The following is a 19,660-nucleotide window of genomic DNA, read 5'->3' as shown; positions in this document are numbered from 1 at the left end:
GGTTCGTCGCCATCTCGTCACCTCGAGTTCGCGTACACGTTCACCATGGGTTGGGGCTCGCGTCACCTCAGCGCGTACGTTGTAGGCGTGCGGGTTGCCATTGTCACCGAATCGTTCCTGCCGCAGGTCAACGGAGTCACCCACTCCGTGCTGCGGGTCCTCGAGCACCTCCGGGCGGAGGGGCACGAGGCGCTGGTGATCGCCCCCTCTCATGCCGGCCAGGCGCCGCGCGAGTACGAGGGGTTCCCCGTCGTGGGCGTGCCCTCGCTGGCCCTCCCCGGCTATGCACAGGTGCGGGTGGGCACCCAGCCACAGTGGCGCTTCGAGCGCACGTTCGCCGACTTCCGCCCCGACATCGTCCACGTCGCCGCCCCGTTCTCCATCGGTGAGCGCGCCCTCCAGGCCGCACGGTCGATGAACATCCCGACGGTCGCGATCTACCAGACCGAGATCCCGACGTACGCCAAGGCGTACGGCTTCCCCCAAGCCGAGCCGCTGCTGTGGAAGTGGGTGCGCAACGTCCACCAGCTCGCGACGATGACGCTCGCGCCCTCGACCTTCGCCCGCCAGCAGCTCGTCTCCGTCGGCGTGCAGCGCGTCGGCCTGTGGGGCCGCGGCGTCGACTCGGTCCGCTTCGACCCTGCCAAACGCGACGAATCGCTGCGCGCCGAGCTCGCCCCCAACGGCGAGAAGCTCATCGGCTACGTCGGCCGCCTCGCCTTCGAGAAGCGCGTCGAAGACCTCCAGGCCCTCGCCGACCTGCCCGGCACACGCACGGTCGTGGTGGGTGACGGGCCGCGACGCCACGAGCTGGAGGCCTTCCTGCCCCACGCGACGTTCCTCGGCCAGCTCACCGGCGACGACCTCCCCCGCGCGCTCGCGTCGATGGACGTCTTCGTCCACCCCGGCGAGATGGAGACGTTCTGCCAGTCGATCCAGGAGGCCCTCGCCTCCGGCGTGCCTGCCATCGCGCCGGCTCGCGGCGGCCCCATCGACCTCATCGACTCCTCCCACACCGGCTGGCTGTACGCGCCGGGCGACCTCGCGTCGATGCGCGGCCACGTGCGCGACCTGCTGGGTGACGACTACAAGCGCCATCAGTTCTCGCTGCGGGCCCGCGACGCCGTCGAGCACCGCACCTGGTCGTTCATGTGCGAGCGCCTGGTCGACTACTACGTCGAGGCCATCGAGGTCGTCGCGAACGAGCGATCCCGCGTCGCCTGATCAGCTGCGCAGAGCGCGCTCCCACTCGGCCATCGCCCGCGTGACCACCTCGCCCGGGTCGTCGGCACCCATGACGGCACGCACCATCACCACGCCCGCGACACCGGTCGCCGCGAGGTCGGCGACGTCGTCGACCTGCACGTCACCGATCGCCACCACCGGCACCGGGCTGGCCGCCACGATCGGCGGATAGCCCGCCAGCCCCAGCGGCGGCCGCCCCGAGTCCTTCGTCGGCGTCGGCCGGAACGGTCCCGCGCCGACGTAGTCGATCAGGTCCCCCACCTCGCGTGCCGCCTCGGCGAGCGCCAGCGTGCCGGTGGTGAGCCCGATGGTCGCGTCCGGACCCAGCATGCGGCGGGCGTCGGCGACGGGCAGGTCGTCCTGGCCCAGATGGACGCCGTCGAGGCCCACCGCGTACGCCACGTCGGCCCGGTCGTCGACGACGACGCGCGTGGCGGGGTTAGCTGTGCGGACGGCATCGCGGACCTGCCCGCACAGCGCCATGAGGTCGCGTACGCCCACATCCTTCGCGCGGACCTGGACCACCCCCGCACCCGCAGCCGCCGCGGCGGCCGCCTTCTCGACGGTCGTACGCCCCGTCCCGGACGTGATCACGTAGCACCGCAGGTCCAGGCTCATCGCTCCCCCACGTCGTCGGTCAGGTCCTGCAGGCCCGCCAGCGCGTCCAGCAGCTCGATCTTGAACGACCCCGGTCCTGAGGCCCGTGCCGCGGCCCGCTCGGCTGCCCGGCTCATCCATGCCGAGGCGGTACGCGCCGCTACCTCCGGCTCGGCCACAGCGCAGCACGCCGCCACGAGCGCACCGAGGGCGCAGCCTGTGCCCGTGACCCGGGTGAGCATGGGCTCACCACCGATGAGCGTGGCCGTGGGGCGCCCTGGGGCGACCACGAGGTCGGTCGGTCCCGATACCGCGACCACGCAGCCATGCCGCTCGGCCAGGCATCGCGCCCCGGCCTCGGCGGCCTCCACGGAGTCCGTGGCGTCTGGCCCGCTGCCACCGCGGCCGTCGTCGGCGAGGACCAGGATCTCCGACGCGTTCCCGCGCACGACGCTCGGACCCGACGCCAGCAGCTCACGCGCCATCGCCGTGCGCACCGGCGGCAGGCCGACGGCAGCGGGGTCCAGGACCCACGGCAGGCCGCGCTCGCGCGCCGCGCGGACCGTCGCCGGGATGCCGGTCATGCCGTCGGTGCTGAGCGTGCCGAGGTTCACCAGCAGCGCCTGCGCGGCGCCGACGACGACGGGCGCCTCCTCGAGCGTCTCGGTCATCATCGGTCGGGCCCCGGCCGCGAGCAGGGCGTCGGCGACGAAGTTCATCGAGACCGCCGCCGTCAGGCAGTGCACCAGCGGGCGGCGATCGCGTACGGCTCCCAGAACATCATCCACCGCACCATCGTGCCCGATCGGCTCAGGCACGCCCGACCGCCTCGGCGATGGTCTCGACGTCGTGGTCGAGCTCGGCCGGTCGCAGCGCGGGGCCCATCGCCCCGCACGCGGCCACCAGCAGGCCGCCCAGCACGATCAACGCGAGGACTGCCCCCGTGCGCCCGGCGACCGCCTCGAGCGCAGGCAGGTAGTACGGGTAGAGCGCGGGCACGACGATCGACAGGCTGTACGCGGTCCCGTAGCCCGTCGAGCGGATCGCCGCCGGGAAACGCTCCGACAGGTACGCCCCGATGGGTCCGTAGGCGGTCACCGTGACGACCTGCGTCCCGATCGCGGCCGCAGCGACCAGCCACACCGGCAGGATGCGGGCAGTTGCCAGCCACCACAGCACCGGTCCGGCGACGGCGGCGAGCAGGCCCCAGCCCACGAAGAACCGGCGGCGCCCCGTCGCCGTCGACAGGTGACCGGTCAGCGACATCACGACCGCCTGCCCGATCGCAGCCGCCCCGATGACGGTCGAGACCGTCGCCGGGGACAGGCCGGCATCGCTGCCGAGGCGCGCGGTCAGGACCATGACCGTCATGTTGGTGAGGAACCACAGGCCGGTCATCAGGCCGAACATCTGCCAGAACGCGCTGGCGTACGGCCCGGCCAGCAGGTCGACCAGCCGGGGCCTATCCCCCTTCGGCGCCGCCAGCGGCAGCGGCGCGTCGGCGACGTGGGTGCGGTAGTAGACGAGCATCGCCAGCGACGCGCAGCCACCCGCGACGAAACACAGGCGCCAGCCCCACGCCGCGTACGCGGTGGGGCCGAGACCGTTGAGCAGCGCCGCGCTGGCGAACGCAATCGTCGCCTGCGCCCACGGAGCCATCGCCATGATCAGGCCCGAGAACAGGCCGCGGCGCCGGGGCCGCGACCACTCCATCGCCAGAGGGATGGCCGCCGAGTATTCCCCGGCGATGAAGATCCCGCCCAGGAAACGCAGCAGCAGCACGATCACGATCGCGGCCGGCCCGATCACCTCGTGCGTGGGCACGGCGGCGATGCCGAGCGTGCAGGCGGCGGTGCCGGCGATGGCCATGGTGGTGGTCCTTGTACGCCCGAGGTGGTCGGCGAACCGGCCGAACACGATGCCGCCGACGGGACGCCCGAGCAGCATCGCCATGACGACCAGAGCCCCGGTCATCGCGGTGGCGTGCCCACCCGCCACCGTCTTCAGCGCCGGCGCGAGCGCCAGCAGCGGGAGGAAGATGTGGAGCTGGTCGACGAAATTGCCGACCACGCCACCGCGGAGCGCGGCCCGTCCCTCCTCGGGCAGCGCTCGCCCGAGCCTCTCACCCACCTGTTCTTCGATCTCCGAGCCAGGCGGCTGGCGGCCAGGACGAGGAGTCCCGCTCACCGACCCGCCTGGACGGCGTCGCCACCGTCACGTGCGGTCTGCGCGTCCAGGTACACGCTGGAGCCCAGCTCCACGAACTGCTTCGACTTGGCCTCCATCTCCTTGGCGAGCTGTGAGTCGGCGTACTGGTCCCGGATGTCCTGCGAGATGCGCATCGAGCAGAACTTCGGGCCGCACATCGAGCAGAAGTGGGCGGTCTTGGCCGGCTCGGCGGGCAGGGTCTCGTCGTGGTAGGCGATGGCGGTGTCCGGGTCGAGCGACAGCGCGAACTGGTCGTGCCAGCGGAACTCGAAACGGGCCTTCGACAGGGCGTCGTCGCGGACCCGCGCGCCCGGGTGGCCCTTGGCGACGTCGGCGGCGTGGGCGGCGATCTTGTAGGTGATCACGCCCGTCTTGACGTCGTCGCGGTTCGGCAGCCCCAGATGCTCCTTGGGCGTGACGTAGCAGAGCATCGCCGTGCCGTGCTGGGCGATCACCGCCGCACCGATCGCCGAGGTGATGTGGTCGTAGCCGGGCGCGATGTCGGTGACGAGCGGGCCGAGCGTGTAGAACGGCGCGCCGTGGCACCAGTCCTGCTGGAGGCGTACGTTCTCCTCCACCAGGTCGAGCGGCACGTGACCGGGGCCCTCCACCATGACCTGCACGTCGTACGCCCAGGCGCGCTGCGTGAGCTCGGCCAGCGTACGCAGCTCCGACAGCTGGGCCTCGTCGTTGGCGTCGGCGACCGAGCCCGGACGCAGGCCGTCACCCAGCGAGAACGCGATGTCGTAGCGGGCGAAGATCTCGCACAGCTCGTCGAAGTTCTCGTAGAGGAAAGACTCCTTGTGGTGGGCGAGGCACCAGCCGGCCATGATCGAGCCGCCGCGGGAGACGATGCCGGTGACGCGGTTGGCGGTCAGTGGCACGTAGCGCAGCAATACACCGGCGTGGATCGTCATGTAGTCGACGCCCTGCTCGGCCTGCTCGATGACGGTGTCGCGGAAGATCTCCCACGTCAGCTTCTCGGCCTGGCCGTCGACCTTCTCCAGCGCCTGATAGATCGGCACCGTGCCGATCGGGACGGGCGAGTTGCGCAGGATCCACTCGCGGGTGGTGTGGATGTCGTCACCGGTCGAGAGGTCCATGACCGTGTCGGCACCCCAGCGGGTCGCCCACGTCAGTTTCTCGACCTCCTCGGCGATTGACGAGGTGACCGCCGAGTTGCCGATGTTGGCGTTGACCTTGGTCAGGAAGCGGCGGCCGATGATCATCGGCTCCGACTCGGGGTGGTTGATGTTGGCGGGGATGATCGCGCGGCCGGCGGCGACCTCGCTGCGGACGAGCTCGACGGCGACGTTCTCGCGCAGGGCCACGAAGCGCATCTCGGGGGTGATGATGCCCTGGCGCGCGTAGTGCATCTGGGTGACGCGGCGTCCCTCGATCGAGCGCAACGGCTGGCGTCGCTCGCCTTTCCAGGCCAGGGATGCCTCGCCGCGGCGTACCGCGGAGCGGCCGTCGTCGAGCAGGTTGCGTTCGCGACCCTCGTAGGTCTCGACATCGCCCCGGTCGACGATCCACTGCGCGCGGAACGCCGGCAGTCCGACCTCGGGGTCGGACCCCGGGCCGGACGTGCGGTAGACGTGCACGTCGGCGTTGGGCGTGCCGTCGGGCGAGTCGGCCAGCGAGATGGCCGTCACGGGCACGCTGACGTCGCCCTCGGTGACGTGGTCGAGGCGGTGCTGGGGATGGATCTCAGACATGAGTGGATGCTCCTCATCTTCCTTCGCCGGTATGAGCCGGACAGGTTCGAACGGTCCGGGCGGCAACAGCCCGATCTCAGCCCTCTGCCGAGGACCCCCGCGTGGGTATGCGCCAACGTACGCCCCCGCGCGCCCCCGCGCAAACCCCGGATCCGTAGTGCGGGCCCTCGCGTGACTAGGCTGCCGCCCATGAGCGTGAAGCCGAGCCCCTCCCCGCGCCCGCAGCAGCCGGTGGCCCTCACCATCGCTGGCAACGACCCGTCCGGCGGGGCGGGGATCGTCCGCGACCTGCGGACGTTCGAGCAGGCCGGTGCTTGGGGGTGTGCCGTGATCACCGCACTGACGGCCCAGAGCCCCGGCCGTGTCACTGGCGTGCACGCCGTCCCACCGGAGTTCGTCGACGAACAGCTGCGTACGCTCCTCGACGACTGCCGGGTCGACGCGGTGAAGGTCGGCATGCTCGCCGCCGCTCCCCTGGTCGAGGTCGTCATCGACTGGTTCTCGCGTGTGCCGCTGGCCGATGTCCCGCGCGTGGTCGACCCCGTGATGGTCTCGACGTCCGGAGCGCGCCTGCTCGACGAGGACGCGACCGCGGCGATGCGCCGTCTGGTGCCGCTGGCATCGATCATCACGCCGAACCTGCCCGAGGCGGGCGTACTGCTCGGCGCGCCGGAGGCGACGTCGCTGGAGGAGATGTACGCCCAGGCCCAGCGCCTGCGCGACGAGCTGGGTGCCCCGCTGGTGCTGCTGAAGGGCGGCCACCTCGCCGGGCTGCCCGAGGCCGTCGACGTGCTCGCCGGCCCCGACGGCACCCACGAGTTCCGCGCGCCGTGGGTCCGCGGCACGAGCACCCGCGGAACCGGCTGCACGCTGTCGTCGGCGCTGGCCGCCCACCGCGTGCAGTCGCCCGACTGGCCCACGGCCGTCGAGCGCGCCAAGGCCAGCCTGGACCTCTGACCTCGCCTCGCCCCGGCCGCGGTGCGAGACGAGAACGCAGCGGGACGACGAAGGCCAACGGGACGAGGAGCTCAGACCCGCGTCAGGCGGTAGTGCACCTGGAGCACCCGCGCGCCCCACAGGTCGAGTACGTGGTCGGTGCACAGCACGCCCTCATCGTCGACGTACAGATGGAACGTCTCCTGCAGGGGCCGCGGGCCACGCTCTCAAGCGGCTGCGCGACTCGGCGACGACGTAACGGGCCGTCGAGCGCGGCCATGGACGGCATCAGCCCATCCTCCGGCCGGGTTCATGCGAGATGTCGCGCCGCGCGGTCGATGAGCCGCTGGAGGTGCTCGTTGATCTGGCCGTGGTGCTCGATGATGCCCATGTGGCCGGAATCGGGCAGCACCAACGTCTCGGCGCCGGGCAGAAGCTCGATGATCCTCTCGACGTGCTGCACCGGCAGGATCACGTCCTCCTCGCCACCGACGACGCTCGTCTCGACACGGGCGAGCGTGTCGAACGCAGCCTCACCGTCGAACTCGGCGAACCCCGGGTAGAAGTCGGCGATCACCTCCATGGGCGTCTCTGCGACCATCTGCGACATGAAGTCGACGTAGGAGGCTGGCACGTCGGACCCGTACGACATGTTCTTGGTGGCCACGAAACCGAGGTCCATCGTGGCGCGGCGTGACCGCTCGACCATGCCGGGGGCGCGGTTCATGATGCCGAGCAGGCCGGGCGCGATGCGGGAGAACACCGAACCGGGGATGCCCGGGACGATCGAGTGCTGCGACAGGCCGCCCGACGACGTGGCGACGAGCCCGACGCCCATGACCTTGGTGCCGAACAGGTCCGGCCGGTCGATCGCCAGCTGTTGGATCGTCATGCCGCCCATCGAGTGGCCGATCAGCACGACCGGCTCGTCGGCCTCTGTCGTGGCCTCCAGCACCTGCAACAGGTCCTTCGACAGCTGGGAGACCCGCGACAGCGTGCTCGACGAGCGGCCCGAGCGCCCGTGGGAGCGCTGGTCGTAGAGGACGATCTTGTGGCGGCCGCGCAGGTAGGCCCGCTGGTAGTGCCAGCAGTGCATCGACAGCACGTAGCCGTGGACCAGCACCACCGTCAGGCCCGGCTCGACCGCCCCGATCGGGGCGTACTCGTCGAACTCGTCGACCTCGACATGGAGGCCGACCCCGTCGGGCGTCACCACATCGGGCCCGGACCCGCGCAGGGAGAAGAACGGGTGCCCGCCGATCTCCAGGGGTTCGGGATGGCGCCGCAGCATGCGACGTCGCTCGATCTCGAGGCCGCCCGCCGCCGCACCCGCGGCGAGGGCCGTCACCCCACCCACGACCCCGAGCCCCTGCGCGATCTTCGACGGGTTCGGCCTGCGGCGACGGCTCATGGTCGGGACTCCTCGTGGGACGTGGCGGACAGATGGACGCGGGGGACGCGGGGACCGATGCGGGTGACGACCTCGTAGCCGATCGTGTCGCTCCAGCGGGCCCACTCCTCGGCGCGGGGGGCTCCGGGGGCACCGAACAGGCAGACCTCGTCGCCCGGGACGTCGGCGGCGTCCGGGCCGAGCTCGACGATCATCTGGTCCATGCATACTCGGCCACGAAGCGGCACGACGCGCCCGCCGACGAGCATCTGGGCCGTGCCGGACGCGTGGCGCGGGATGCCGTCGGCATAGCCCAGCGGGACCAGCCCGAGGCGGGTCGCGGTGGGTGCGGTCCAGGTGCCGCCGTAGGACACCTCGGCACCCGCCGGGACGTCCTTGACGTTCACCAGCTGGGCCCGCAGCTCCATGACCGGCTGCAGCTCGACACCCTGTCGTCGGGCGATGTCGCCGTCGGCCGGGTCGATGCCGTACGCGGCCACGCCGAGCCGCACCATCTCGTAGCGCGCCCGCGGCACCTGCAGCGCGGCGGCCGAGTTGGCGACGTGGCGGATGGGGGGCTTCAGGCCCAGCTCGCGCGCCCGCGCGTACGCGGTGTCGAAAACGTCGAGCTGGCGCGCGGTGGCGGGCAGGGACAGGTCGTCGGACGACGCGAGGTGGGTCCACACGCCCACGACCTCGAGGGCACCCGCGCGTTCGGCCTCCAGCGCGGCGAGGCAGAGCTCGTCCCACTGCTCGGGCGTGGCGCCGTTGCGGCACAGGCCGGTATCGATCTTGAGGTGGACGCGGGCGGTGCGCCCTGCGGTGGCCGCGGCGGCCGCGACGCGGCCGACGTGCTCGACCCGGTGGATGCCGAGGTCGACATCGGCGGCGACGGGCTCGGCGAGGTCGGTGTCCTCGCCGAACATCCAGGCCATGAGGCGGCCCCGGTCACCGGACTCGCGGAGCGCGAGCGCCTCCCCGACCGTGGCGACGCCGAGCCAGCCCACCCCGGCCTCGCGCGCCGCGCGAGCGCAGGCGACCATGCCGTGCCCGTACGCGTCGGCCTTCACCACGACCATCACCTCGGTGGGGGCCACGTGCGCCTGGACGGCCCGCACGTTCGCCACGAAGCGGTCGAGGTGGATGCGCGCGCTGGTGGTCGAGACGTCGCTGATGGTCACGGGCGGGTCCTGTCGGCGGGTGAGGGGATGCGCCCGAGCGGGTCGAGCGCGGCGATGGTGTCGGGCATGAGGACGGCGAGCTCCTGCGGGGACCGCGGGCCCGGGTGGCGGGCCGCGGTCATCGCCTGCACCGACGCGGCGGCCATGGCGGCCTCGTACGCGGGCAGGCCGGCCGCCAGGAGCGTGGCACAGACCCCGGCGAGCGTGTCTCCGGACCCCGCCTGGGCCGTCCAGGCCGGACCGTGGACGGCCACGGCGACGCTTCGACGGCCGGGCGCCGCCACATACTGCGTCGCACCCTTGAGCAGGACGGTGGCGCCCAGGTCGTCGGCGGCGCGGCGCACGTGGATGATCGGCTCGGCCTCCACCGCGGCACGCTCGACGCCGAGCAGGCGGGCCAGCTCACCCGCGTGCGGGGTGAGCAGCGCGCGGTGGAGACGGGGCGGCAGGTGGGTCAGGCCGTCGGCGTCGACGACGCACGGCACGTTGGTCGCCAGCAGCGACTCGATGCGGTCGCGCGCGTCGCGGCGGTCACCCCAGCCCGAGCCAGCCAGGTGGGCCTGGCAGCGGCCGGTGCCGAGCACGACGTTCGGGAAGTGGTCGACGACCCGGTCGGCGACGGTCCCGGCACCGAGGAAGCGGACCATGCCGGCGCCGGCGTGCACCGCTCCCCCGGTGGCGAGGACGGCAGCACCGGGGTAGCGCGGCGACCCGGCGTCGATCCCGACGACACCGCGCGAGTACTTGTCGCTGGTCGCGTCGGGCCACGGCCAGACGTCGGCTACGTCGAACGGCTCCCAGACGGCCAGCAGCGGCTCGTCGTCGAGCACGAGGCCGATGTCGACCAGCTCGACGCGGCCGCACGATCCGAGCCCCGGATGGGTGACGTGGCAGGGCTTGAGGCCACCGAACGTGACGGTCAGGTCGGCGACGAAGCCGTCGCCCCGGCCGGTGTCGGCGTCGACGCCCGACGGCACGTCGCAGGCGACCAGCGCGGCGGGTGAGCCCGCGGCCCGCTGTGCGATCGTGACCAGGTCGCCCTCGAGCCCGGCTCGCCCGCCGATGCCGTAGATGCCGTCGACGACCGCGTCGACGCGTTCGAGGGCCGGCAGCAGGTCGCGCACGCGGCCGATCCAGGTGCCGCCGGCATCCTGGAACGCCTTGGCGGCGCGGGCGTGGAAGCGGTCGGACTGGCACCAGGCGCGTACGCGCACCCCGGCGCGCAGCAGGCGCACGCCGGCGTACAGGGTGTCACCGCCGTTGTTGCCCGGGCCGACCAGCAGGACGACCTGTCGGCCCCGGTGGCCGCCGGTGCGCTCCCGCAGGACGCGGCGCACGGCCCACGCCAGGCCTGAGGCGGCTCGCTGCATCAGCTCGCCGTCGTCGTCGACCAGCGCCCGTTCCTCGGCCAGCCGGACCTGATCGATCGAGTACGCGAACTTCACCCGTCCACTCTAAGACCAGCGGCCTCGCACACGACGAAGGCCGTGGCGACACCCGCGTCGTGGGACAGCGACAGGTGCACCGTGGTGACCCCGAGGTCGGCCATGCGCGCCGCGACCGTGCCGCGGGTGACGAACGACGGGCGGCCGTGATCGTCGACGGCGACCTCGGCGTCGTGCCAGCCCAGCGCCTGCTCGACGCGCAGGGCCTTGGCGAGCGCCTCCTTGGCGGCGTACCGCGCTGCCTGGCCCTCCACGGGCCGGTCGGCCTCGGCATCGGTCAACCAGCGGCGGGCGAACCCGGGACGTCGCTCGCACGCCGCCGCGAACCGCGCGACGTCGCAGACGTCGACGCCGATCCCGACGATCATCGGTGACCTCCCCCCTCCGGGCGAGCCGCCACCCCACCGCTCTCCCAGCGAGCGCCAGCGAGACGAGGAGCGGGGCGGGCCCGACGTGGGATCACTCGACCGTGACCGACTTGGCCAGGTTGCGCGGCTGGTCGACGTCGTGGCCCATCTGGGTCGCCAGCTCGCAGGCGAACACCTGCAGCGGCACGGCGGCCAGCAGCGGCTGGAGCAGCGTGGATACCTTCGGCAGGCCGAGCAGCAGGTCGGCGTACGGAGCCACCACGTCGTCGTCGGCCTCGGCGAGGACGATGGTCCGCGCACCGCGGGCACGGATCTCCTGGATGTTGGACACGACCTTGTCGTGGAGCATGTCGCGGCCACGCGGGGGCACGATCACGAACACCGGCAGGCCCTCCTCGATCAGCGCGATCGGGCCGTGCTTCAGTTCGCCGGCGGCGAACCCCTCGGCGTGGATGTAGGCCAGCTCCTTGAGCTTCAGCGCACCCTCGAGGGCGACGGGGAAGCCCACGTGGCGGCCGAGGAAGAGCACGGCCTTCTGGTCCTTGAGCCGACCCGCGAGCTGCATGACGGGATCGAGGTCGTCGAGGACCTCCTGGATCAACCCGGGCACGCGCTCGAGCTCGGCCATCACCGAGGCGATCTCGTCGCCGAACTTCGTGTTCTTGACCTGGGCGAGGTAGAGACCGAGCAGGTAGCACGCGAGCACCTGGGTCAGGAAGCCCTTGGTGGAGGCCACGCCGATCTCGGGGCCGGCGTGGGTGTAGATCACCGCGTCCGACTCGCGCGGGATCGTCGACCCGTTGGTGTTGCAGATCGCGAGGACCTTGGACCCCTGATCCTTCGCGTGGCGGATCGCCATGAGGGTGTCGGCGGTCTCGCCCGACTGGGAGATGGCGACGACCAGCGTGCCCGGGCCGACGATCGGGTCGCGGTAGCGGAACTCCGAGGCCAGCTCGACCTCGCAGGGCGTACGCGTCCAGTGCTCGATGGCGTACTTCGCGACCAGGCCGGCGTAGTGGGCAGTGCCGCAGCCGATGATGATGATCTTGTCGATGCCGCGCAACTCTTCGGGCGCGATGCGGATCTCGTCGAGAGTCAGGCGCCCCTTCGCGTCATGGCGGCCGAGCAGCGTGTCGGCGATCGCCTTCGGCTGCTCGAAGATCTCTTTGCGCATGAACCAGTCGTAGCCGTCCTTCTGGGCGGCCGAGGTGTCCCAGTCGACGTAGTAGGGCTTGACGTCGGCGATGTTCCCGTCGAAGTCGGTGACCGTCCAGCCGTCGGCGGTGATCTCGACCATCTGGTCCTGACCGAGCTCGACGGCGTCGCGCGTGTATTCGATGAACGCGGCGACGTCGGACCCCACGAAGTTCTCGCCCTCGCCCACACCGAGCACGAGCGGGGAGTTGCGGCGGGCGGCGACGACACGCCCGGGCTGGTGGGCGTCGACGGCGACGAGCGTGAACGCACCCTGGAGGCGCTTGCAGACCGTACGCATGGCATCGGCCAGGTCGGCCCCCTTGTCGACCTCGCGGCCGAGCAGCTGGGCGGCCACCTCGGTGTCGGTCTCGGACGCGAACGTCACGCCGTCGAGCTCGTCGCGCAGCGCGGCGAAGTTCTCGATGATGCCGTTGTGGACCAGCGCGATTCGGCCCGACTGCGACACGTGCGGGTGGGCGTTGGTGTCGTTGGGCGCGCCGTGGGTGGCCCAGCGCGTGTGGCCGATGCCGGTGCCCGACTCGGTCAACGGCGACTCGGCCAGGGCCTCCTCGAGGTTGGTGAGCTTGCCCGCACGCTTGGCCGACTCGACGCGTCGCTCGGCGCCCTCACCGACGACGACGGCGACACCCGCGGAGTCGTAGCCCCGGTATTCGAGGCGGCGAAGACCGTCGACGACGACGTCCTTGGCCGAGCGATTGCCGACATATCCCACGATTCCGCACATGGGAGAAACAGTACCGGCCGCCGTCGGCTACGGCAGAATGTCCCGCATGTCCTCCGAGACCGCAGCTGAGACAGGCGGCCCCTACGTCGAGCGCAGCCGCGCCGACTGGGCCGCGATGGCCAGCCAGATGGACCAACCGATCGACCAGGAGCTCCTCGATGAGCTGCGTGGCACGGGGGACCCCATCGACCTGGCGGAGGTGGCTGACGTCTACCTCCCCCTGACCCGCCTGTTGAGCCTCTACCACCACTACACGGGCGAGCTGTTCCGCTCGTCGAACCGGTTCCTGCAGCTCACGACACGGCGCACGCCGTTCGTGATCGGCGTGGCCGGGTCGGTCGCTGTGGGCAAGTCGACCACGGCCCGCCTGCTGCAGGCGCTGCTGTCCCGCTGGCCCGAGCACCCGCACGTCGAGCTCGTCACCACCGATGGCTTCCTGCTGCCCAACGCCGAGCTGGAGCGCCGCGGCATCCTCCAGCGCAAGGGTTTCCCCGAGTCCTACGATCGCCGGGCGCTGCAGCGGTTCGTCATGGATGTGAAGTCGGGCAAGCCGCAGGTCACAGCCCCGGTCTACTCCCACATGACCTACGACATCATCCCCGGTGAGGAGATCGTGGTGAACCAGCCCGACATCCTCATCGTCGAGGGCCTGAACGTCCTCCAGCCCGCCCGCCCCCGCGCCGACGGCACGACGGGCCTCGCGCTGAGCGACTTCTTCGACTTCTCGGTCTATGTCGACGCGTCCGACGCCGACATCCGCCGCTGGTACCTGACCCGGTTCATGTCGCTGCGCGAGACGGCGTTCCGCGACCCGCGCTCCTATTTCCAGAAGTACGCGGGGCTCAGCGACGAGCAGGCGTGCGAGACCGCCACCCACATCTGGGACACGATCAACGGCCCCAACCTGGCCGCGAACATCCGGCCCACGCGCGGCCGCGCCACGGCGATCCTGCGCAAGGGCGAGAACCACGAGGTGAAGTGGGTACGGATCCGCAAGATCTGACCAGCCCACAGGACCTGACCGATCCCTCAAGCACTCGGGCCCCGGATCCGTGATGGATCCGGGGCCCGGTGCCTGTGGTTCGGTTCAGAGGCTGGCGTGCCGCTTGACGACCTCGGCGAGCCGTTCAGCGACCTCCTGGGCACCGTCCTGGGTCGCGGCCTCGACCATCACGCGTACGACGGGCTCGGTGCCCGACGGTCGCAGCAGGACACGACCCGTGGTGCCGAGCGCCTGCTGCTCCTGGGCGACGGACTGCATGATCTGCGGCTCGAGGGCCGCACGGGCCTTGTCGACGTCGCGGACGTTGATAAGCACCTGCGGGAGACGCCGCATGACGCCGGCGAGCTCGGCGAGCGAGCGCCCCGTCGCGGCCATGCGCCCCATGAGGTGCAGACCAGTCAGCACGCCGTCACCGGTGGTCGCGAACTCGCTCATGACCACGTGGCCCGACTGCTCGCCGCCCAGGGTGAAGCCGTTGTCACGCATAGACTCCAGCACGTAGCGGTCGCCGACCTTGGTCTGGTCGACCTTGATGTCGTGGTCGCGCATCGCGTTGACGAAGCCGAGGTTCGACATGACCGTCGCCACGACGGTGTCGCCGACGAGCTTGCCCTGGTCCTTGAGGTCGAGGGCGAGCACGGCCAGCACCTGGTCGCCGTCGACGAGCTCGCCGTCGGCGTCGACCGCCAGACAGCGGTCGGCGTCTCCGTCGAGGGCGATGCCCAGGTCGGCGCCGTGGTCGACGACGGCCTTCTGGAGGTCGCTCATGTGGGTCGAACCGCAGGCGTCGTTGATGTTGGTCCCGTCGGGATCGGCGTGGATGGCGACGACCTTCGCGCCACAGCGCTCGAAGGCGGCCACGGCCGTGTGGTGGGCGGCGCCGTTGGCGCAGTCGACCACGACGGTGATGCCGTCGAGCCGGGTGTCGCCGAGGCTGGAGCAGAGGTGGCCCACGTATTCGTCGACCAGCGCGACGTCGTCGCGCACCCGGCCGACGGACGCGCCAACCGGGCGTTCCCACTCCTCACCCATGCGCTGCTCGATGAGGTCCTCCACGGCGTCATCGAGCTTGGCACCGCCGCGCGCGAAGAACTTGATGCCGTTGTCGGGCATCGGGTTGTGGCTCGCCGACAGCATGACGCCGAGGTCGGCCCCCGTCGCGCCGACGAGGTAGGCCACACCGGGGGTCGGCACGACGCCGACGCGGATCACGTCCACGCCGGCGCTGGCCAGACCAGCCACGACAGCAGCCTCGAGGAACTCGCCCGACGCGCGTGGGTCGCGACCCACTAGAGCGACGGGCCTGTTGCCGGAGAACGCTCCGGCCTCGCCGAGCACATGGGCTGCGGCGACCGACAGTTCCAGGGCGAGCTCCGCGGTCAGGTCCATGTTGGCCTGACCGCGGACCCCGTCCGTCCCGAAGAGGCGCGCCACGGCAGGATCAGCGCTTGCTGTACTGAGGAGCCTTGCGGGCCTTCTTGAGACCAGCCTTCTTGCGTTCCTTGACGCGGGCGTCGCGGGTCAGCATGCCGGCCTTCTTCAGCGCGGGGCGCGAGGCCTCGGCGTCGACACCGTTGAGCGCACGGGCGATGCCCAGGCGCAGCGCACCGGCCTGGCCGGCGATGCCGCCGCCGTGGATGCGGGCGATGACGTCGTACGAACCCTCGACACCGGCGGTGGCGAACGGCTCGGAAGCGACCTGCTGGTGGACCTTGTTCGGGAAGTAGTCCTCCAGCGTGCGGCCGTTCACCTTCCAGTGGCCGGAGCCGGGGACGATGCGGACGCGGGCGACGGCCTGCTTGCGGCGACCCGTGGCCATGCCGGGGGCGACGACGGCGGGGCGAGCGGTGGGCTCGGCCTGGCCGGGGCCGGTGGCGCCGGTCTCGGAGCGGTACGCGATCTCGCGGTCACCCTCGGTGAAGGAGGCGTTGTCGACCTCGAGGTTCTCGGTCTCTTCTACGTGCTCAGACATGTTCTCGTGATCTCCGGGCTTCACTTGGCCGAGGTCGTGGCGACCTGGTCGATCTGGGTGATCTGGTACTGCTCAGGCTTCTGGGCAGCGTGCGGATGCTCCGGGCCGGCATAGACCTTGAGCTTCTTCATCAGCTGACGGCTCAGGCGGTTCTTGGGCAGCATGCCCCAGACGGCCAGCTCGACGGCGCGGCGGGGATCCTTCTCGAGGAGCTCGCCGTAGGGGGTGGCCTTGAGGCCGCCCGGGCGACCCGAGTGGCGGTAGGCCATCTTGTCGGTGCCCTTCTTGCCGGACAGGGAGATCTTCGACGCGTTGATGATGACGACGAAGTCACCACCGTCGACGTGCGGGGCATAGGTGGGCTTGTGCTTGCCGCGCAGGAGAGTGGCGGCAGCCACGGCGAGGCGACCGAGAACGACGTCCTGGGCGTCGATGACGACCCACTTGCGCTCGATCTCGCCGGGCTTGGGGCTGTACGTGGACACGCAAACCTTCTTCGGTAGATGCTGGACAGGCGGCGGCACCCGATCCGTTCCTCGACGGCGCCACGAGAAAGGCGCCGGAGATCCAGCGTCCGCTTCTCGAGACCCCTCGCCCGAAGGCGTGTCTCGGCCAGTCGGAGCGGTCCGCGGAGACCGACTCCCGTTTGCGATCGAGCGCAACAGGGGATGACTCTACGCCCACGCCCCGGCCGCGACCAAATCCGATCCCGAGGCACCCTGCGACCCGGCCTTCGAGCGAGCGCCCTCCCCATCCCGGTCTGCGAGCGAGCGCCAGCAAGACGAGGAGCCCACCTACGCTCTACCCATGGAGATCGTGCTCGCTCCGGACTCGTTCAAGGAGTCGCTCACCGCCCTCGAGGTCTGCGCCGCGCTGGAGAGGGGCCTGCGCCAGGTTTGGCCCGACGTGGTCTGCACCCACGTGCCGATGGCCGACGGCGGCGAGGGGACGGTCCGCTCGCTGGTCGATGCCACGGGTGGGCGTACCCACACCACCCGCGTACGCGGACCCCTCGGCGACCCGGTGGACGCGCTGTGGGGAACTCTGGGCGACGGCCGGACGGCGGTCGTCGAGATGGCCGAGGCCTCGGGGCTCCACCTCGTGCGTCCGGGGCTGCGGGACCCGCGGTCCGCATCGACCTTCGGGACGGGAGAGCTCGTGCGCGCCGCTCTCGACGCCGGCGCGCGCCGCGTCGTCATCGGCCTGGGCGGTTCGGCCACCAACGACGCGGGTGCCGGGCTGGCGCAGGCCCTGGGCGTACGCCTCCTCGACGCCGACGGGAACGAGCTCCCACCCGGTGGTGCGGCGCTGGCACGCCTCGCCCGCATCGACACCTCCGCGGCCGACCCCCGCCTGGCCGATCTCGAGGTCGAGGTCGCCTGCGACGTGACCAACCGGCTGTGCGGCCCGGAGGGCGCGTCGGCGGTCTACGGTCCGCAGAAGGGCGCGGACGAGCAGTGCGTACGCGAACTGGACGCGGCGCTGGCCACCTTCGGGGAACGGGTACGCGCCGACGTGGGTCGCGACGTCACCGACGTGCCCGGCGCCGGCGCGGCCGGCGGGCTGGGCGCCGGTCTGCTCGCCTTCACCGGGGCCGAGCTGCGCCGCGGGATCGACATCGTCGTCGACCACACCGGCCTCGAGGCCGCGGTCGCCCGCGCCGACCTGGTGATCACCGGTGAGGGGCGCATGGACGGCCAGACCCGGTTCGGCAAGACCCCGTGGGGCGTGGCCCAGGTGGCCCGCCGTCACGGCGTGCCCGTCGTCGCGATCGCGGGCAGCCTTGGCGACGACGTCGAGGAGCTGTACGCCGAGGGCTTCACCGCAGTCATCGCCTGCGTCGACCGCGTGGCGCCGCTGGAGGACGTGCTGGCCGGCGCGGCCGACTCCCTCACGCGTACCGCCCGCAACGTGGCCGCGGCGCTGTCCGTGACGCTGCCCGACTGACCCGCGAAAGGCGAAGGGCCGCCCCACCCGAGGTGGGACGGCCCTCCGTCGTCGTGTGCGGCTGGCTCACTTGGCGGGGTAGTCGCGCTCGGTCTCGCCGATGTAGACCTGGCGCGGACGCCCGATCTTGCCCTGCGGGTCGGCCATCTGCTCGCGCCACTGGGCGATCCAGCCGGGCAGGCGGCCCAGGGCGAACAGAGCGGTGAAGTAGGAGGCGGGGAAGCCCATCGCCTCGTAGATCAGGCCCGTGTAGAAGTCGACGTTCGGGTAGAGCTTGCGCTCGGCGAAGTACGGATCCTTCAGCGCGACCTCCTCGAGCTGCTTGGCCAGGTCGAGCAACTCGTTGGACTTGCCGGTCTGGTTGAGGATCTCGTCGGCATGCTTCTTGATGATCACGGCACGGGGGTCGAAGTTCTTGTAGACGCGGTGGCCGAAGCCCATGAGCTTCACACCGGACTGCTTGTCCTTGACCTTCGAGACGAACGTCGGGACGTCCATGCCCTCGTTCTTGATCTGCATGAGCATCTCGAGGACGGCCTGGTTGGCGCCGCCGTGCAGCGGGCCCGACAGGGCGTTGACGCCGGAGGCGACCGATGCGTACATGTTCGCCTCGGACGAGCCGACGAGACGGACCGTCGAGGTCGAGCAGTTCTGCTCGTGGTCGGCGTGGAGGATGAACAGCGTCTCGAATGCGCGCACGACGGCGGGATCGAGCTCGTAGTCCTCGGTCACGTTGCCGAACGACAGGCGCAGAAAGTTCTCGACGTACGAGAGCTTCGACTGCGGGTAGAGGAACGGCTCGCCGATCGAGTTCTTGTGGGCGTACGCCGCCAGCGTCGGAAACTGGCCCATGAGGCGGACGGTCGCCTTCTCGATCTGCTCCGGGTCCTTGACAGACAGCACGTCGGCGTTGAACGCGGCCATGGCGTTCACGCCGGACGCGAGGACGGCCATGGGGTGGGAGCGACGCGGGAAGCAGCGGAACAGGTCGCGCATGCGCTCGTCGAGGACCGACTTGTGGTTGATCCGGTCGGCGAAGTCGTCGAGCTCCTGCTCGGTCGGCAGCTCGCCGTAGATGAGGAGCCAGGCCACCTCGAGGAAGGTCGACTTCTCGGCCAGCTGCTCGATCGGGTAGCCGCGGTAGCGAAGGATGCCCTTGTCACCGTCGATGAAGGTGATGGCCGACTTGCAGCTCGCCGTGTTGGTGAAGCCCGGGTCGAGGGTCGTGTTGCCGGTGACCTTCATGAGCTGGCTGATGCCGTAGCCCGAGTTGCCCTCGGTCGCCTGCGTCACCGCGAGCTCGACCTTGTGCTCACCGTGCTGGAGCACCGCAACGTCGTCGTTCGTCATATCTCTCCTAGGGTTTCGGCATCGCTGCCGTGGAACCGGTTCTGGATCAGGTTATTCCCTGAGGCGCGCGCTCGCACGCCGGGCGCCGGATTTCGGTACGGGTGATCAGATGGAGATCAGGGGCACCGAGCCGGCGGGCACGTGCTTGGAGTCGACGATGTCCTTGCCGAACGGGAAGCAATCAATACAACAGACCCGACTCAAACCGGGCCCTGACTAGGGGAAACACGCCCCATCAATGAAGAACAGCCCCCATCCCCGATGTTCAGAGGGATGAGGGGCTGACTCCTGACCGCCTGGCAGGGGGGTTGTGTCCTACCCGGCGGTTGTCCGGTAGGCGTCCAAAAGTAGGTGTTCA

General features: G+C 71.0%; 17 protein-coding genes and 1 riboswitch. Of the genes, 4 read left to right on the top strand and 13 right to left on the bottom strand.

Annotated features, from left to right (window positions below; genetic code table 11):
* The first annotated feature begins 87 nt into the window (after positions 1-87).
* Positions 88-1,224 carry a glycosyltransferase family 4 protein gene (locus ACYVGD_RS12345; protein ID WP_460743995.1) on the top strand — a complete coding sequence of 379 codons (1,137 nt, stop codon included), beginning with the start codon at positions 88-90 and terminating at the stop codon, positions 1,222-1,224.
* Here the strand turns inward: ACYVGD_RS12345 and ACYVGD_RS12340 are convergent, their stop codons facing one another.
* From ACYVGD_RS12340 to thiC, 4 genes are read right to left on the bottom strand one after another with little or no spacing between them, the layout of a single operon-like run.
* The gene (locus tag ACYVGD_RS12340) at positions 1,225-1,863 is read right to left on the bottom strand and encodes a thiamine phosphate synthase (RefSeq protein WP_460743993.1); all 639 of its coding nucleotides are present in this window, start codon (positions 1,861-1,863) and stop codon (positions 1,225-1,227) included. It lies immediately after the preceding gene.
* Complete coding sequence (gene thiM, locus ACYVGD_RS12335) at positions 1,860-2,630, bottom strand: hydroxyethylthiazole kinase (RefSeq protein ID WP_460743991.1); 771 nt, start codon at positions 2,628-2,630, stop codon at positions 1,860-1,862. Before thiM ends, ACYVGD_RS12340 begins: the two co-directional genes overlap by 4 nt.
* A 22-nt stretch (positions 2,631-2,652) precedes the next feature.
* Positions 2,653-3,972, bottom strand: a complete 1,320-nt coding sequence (locus ACYVGD_RS12330) for an MFS transporter (RefSeq protein ID WP_460743989.1) — start codon at positions 3,970-3,972, stop codon at positions 2,653-2,655.
* 53 nt (positions 3,973-4,025) lie between these two features.
* Positions 4,026-5,768: a phosphomethylpyrimidine synthase ThiC gene (thiC, locus tag ACYVGD_RS12325; RefSeq protein WP_460743987.1), complete on the bottom strand. Its 1,743-nt coding sequence runs from the start codon at positions 5,766-5,768 to the stop codon at positions 4,026-4,028.
* Positions 5,769-5,879, bottom strand: a riboswitch (TPP riboswitch).
* A 78-nt stretch (positions 5,880-5,957) separates the two neighbouring features.
* On the opposite strand from thiC, the gene thiD reads away from it, so the two are divergent.
* A complete protein-coding gene (gene thiD, locus ACYVGD_RS12320; protein WP_460743985.1) occupies positions 5,958-6,725 on the top strand; it encodes a bifunctional hydroxymethylpyrimidine kinase/phosphomethylpyrimidine kinase in 768 nt (255 codons plus the stop codon).
* 289 nt (positions 6,726-7,014) lie between these two features.
* On the opposite strand, the gene ACYVGD_RS12315 is transcribed toward thiD, so the two are convergent.
* From ACYVGD_RS12315 to glmS, 5 genes are all read right to left on the bottom strand, one after another.
* Positions 7,015-8,115 carry an alpha/beta fold hydrolase gene (locus ACYVGD_RS12315; RefSeq protein ID WP_460743983.1) on the bottom strand — a complete coding sequence of 367 codons (1,101 nt, stop codon included), beginning with the start codon at positions 8,113-8,115 and terminating at the stop codon, positions 7,015-7,017.
* A complete protein-coding gene (gene alr / locus ACYVGD_RS12310; protein WP_460743981.1) occupies positions 8,112-9,275 on the bottom strand; it encodes an alanine racemase in 1,164 nt (387 codons plus the stop codon). The genes ACYVGD_RS12315 and alr overlap by 4 nt, the downstream gene beginning before the upstream one ends.
* A complete protein-coding gene (locus ACYVGD_RS12305; protein WP_460743979.1) occupies positions 9,272-10,720 on the bottom strand; it encodes an NAD(P)H-hydrate epimerase in 1,449 nt (482 codons plus the stop codon). The genes alr and ACYVGD_RS12305 overlap by 4 nt, the downstream gene beginning before the upstream one ends.
* Positions 10,717-11,088 carry a holo-ACP synthase gene (locus ACYVGD_RS12300; protein WP_460743978.1) on the bottom strand — a complete coding sequence of 124 codons (372 nt, stop codon included), beginning with the start codon at positions 11,086-11,088 and terminating at the stop codon, positions 10,717-10,719. The genes ACYVGD_RS12305 and ACYVGD_RS12300 overlap by 4 nt, the downstream gene beginning before the upstream one ends.
* A 91-nt stretch (positions 11,089-11,179) precedes the next feature.
* A complete protein-coding gene (gene glmS / locus ACYVGD_RS12295; RefSeq protein WP_460743976.1) occupies positions 11,180-13,030 on the bottom strand; it encodes a glutamine--fructose-6-phosphate transaminase (isomerizing) in 1,851 nt (616 codons plus the stop codon).
* A 46-nt stretch (positions 13,031-13,076) separates the two neighbouring features.
* On the opposite strand from glmS, the gene coaA reads away from it, so the two are divergent.
* Entirely contained in the window at positions 13,077-14,033 is a 957-nt protein-coding gene (gene coaA, locus ACYVGD_RS12290; RefSeq protein ID WP_460743974.1) for a type I pantothenate kinase, read from the top strand.
* A gap of 84 nt (positions 14,034-14,117) precedes the next feature.
* On the opposite strand, the gene glmM is transcribed toward coaA, so the two are convergent.
* The 3 genes from glmM to rplM are packed head-to-tail and all read right to left on the bottom strand — an operon-like array spanning position 14,118 to position 16,490.
* Entirely contained in the window at positions 14,118-15,467 is a 1,350-nt protein-coding gene (gene glmM, locus ACYVGD_RS12285) for a phosphoglucosamine mutase (RefSeq protein WP_460743973.1), read from the bottom strand.
* A 7-nt stretch (positions 15,468-15,474) separates the two neighbouring features.
* Positions 15,475-16,005, bottom strand: a complete 531-nt coding sequence (gene rpsI / locus ACYVGD_RS12280; RefSeq protein ID WP_460743972.1) for a 30S ribosomal protein S9 — start codon at positions 16,003-16,005, stop codon at positions 15,475-15,477.
* Positions 16,006-16,025: 20 nt separating this feature from the next.
* Positions 16,026-16,490, bottom strand: coding sequence for a 50S ribosomal protein L13 (gene rplM / locus ACYVGD_RS12275; RefSeq protein ID WP_460743970.1), 465 nt, complete (start codon positions 16,488-16,490; stop codon positions 16,026-16,028).
* A gap of 322 nt (positions 16,491-16,812) precedes the next feature.
* Between rplM and ACYVGD_RS12270 the strand changes: the two genes are divergently transcribed.
* Complete coding sequence (locus ACYVGD_RS12270) at positions 16,813-17,952, top strand: glycerate kinase (protein ID WP_460743969.1); 1,140 nt, start codon at positions 16,813-16,815, stop codon at positions 17,950-17,952.
* A 66-nt stretch (positions 17,953-18,018) separates the two neighbouring features.
* Here ACYVGD_RS12270 and ACYVGD_RS12265 read toward each other — a convergent pair whose 3' ends face one another.
* Positions 18,019-19,302 carry a citrate synthase gene (locus tag ACYVGD_RS12265; protein WP_460743968.1) on the bottom strand — a complete coding sequence of 428 codons (1,284 nt, stop codon included), beginning with the start codon at positions 19,300-19,302 and terminating at the stop codon, positions 18,019-18,021.
* Positions 19,303-19,660 lie beyond the last annotated feature (358 nt).

It is taken from the genome of Mariniluteicoccus endophyticus (assembly GCF_054780035.1).
The sequence above is the reverse complement of the archived record's forward strand: the minus strand, read 5'-3'. Positions and strand labels throughout refer to the sequence as shown.